The following is a 975-nucleotide window of genomic DNA, read 5'->3' on the forward strand; positions in this document are numbered from 1 at the left end:
CTCGGACAGGATCGGGATCGGGATGCGCTGCAGGCGGGGCGGGGAGTTCAGCAGGGCGGCGTTCGGGGCCAGGACCTGGGAGAAGAGGAAGCTGGTCAGTCCGATCACGAGGACGTTGAGCACGACGCCGACGATGACCTGGTCGACGAAGTACTTGATCGCGAACGCGGCGAGCACGAACGCGACGAGCACGCCCGACACGGCGGCCGCGGCCAGGCCGACGATCGGGCCGAGCCACTGCTGCCCGATCACGGACGCGACCACGGCGGAGGTGAACGCGCCGGCCAGGAGTTGGCCCTCGATGGCGATGTTGATCACGCCGACCCGTTCGCTGATGACGCCGCACAGGGCGCCGAAGATCAGCGGGACGGAGAGGCTGAGCGCGCCGGCGAGCAGGCCGGGCAGCGGGATCACCGGGGTGCGGGCGCCCGCGGCGGCCCAGGTCAGGAACGCGACCAGGCCGATCACGGCGAAGATCACGACCAGCCACAGCGGCACGGACCGCTTGGCGCGCACCATCGCCGCGGACACGACGGTGATGCCGGTCAGCAGGATGATGCAGGTCCACGTCGTGACGGGGCCGCTGATGGTGATCTCGGGGATCTGGATCAGGTCGCTGCCCGTGGACAGGCGGAACGTCGCGTCGCCGCTGTGCCGGGTGGTGAGGAACAGCACGGCGAGCAGCACGGTGATCACCGCGAACGAGATCGGCGCCTTCCAGCTGATCACGGTCGTGCTGTCGAGGGTCCGCTCGGTCGGAGCGGCGGTGGCGTGGTGCTGGCTGGGAGCGGTCACTTCGCCGCCACCTCCTCCGTGCGTGGGGTGCGGGTTCGCTTCTTGGGCTTGGCGCCGGGCTGCGGGAGCCGGAAGATCGCCCGCACCAGCGGCGGCGCCGCGATGAACAGCACGATCAACGACTGCACGACCAGGACGATGTCGATCGGGACGCCCTCGGCGGCCTGCATCGCGAACCCG

Annotated in this window: 1 protein-coding gene and 1 pseudogene; both read right to left on the reverse strand. The window is 70.4% G+C overall.

The window, feature by feature from the left end; translation table 11 throughout:
• A partial coding sequence (locus ABME02_RS18415; protein ID WP_436408298.1) for an ABC transporter permease subunit occupies positions 1 to 795 on the reverse strand: 795 nt, incomplete at its 3' end.
• Positions 792 to 975 (reverse strand): annotated as a pseudogene (locus tag ABME02_RS18420) (ABC transporter permease); the annotation flags it as partial. The pseudogene ABME02_RS18420 and the gene ABME02_RS18415, both read right to left, overlap by 4 nt.

The organism is Agromyces zhanjiangensis (assembly GCF_040496055.1).
Lineage (GTDB): Bacteria > Actinomycetota > Actinomycetes > Actinomycetales > Microbacteriaceae > Agromyces > Agromyces zhanjiangensis.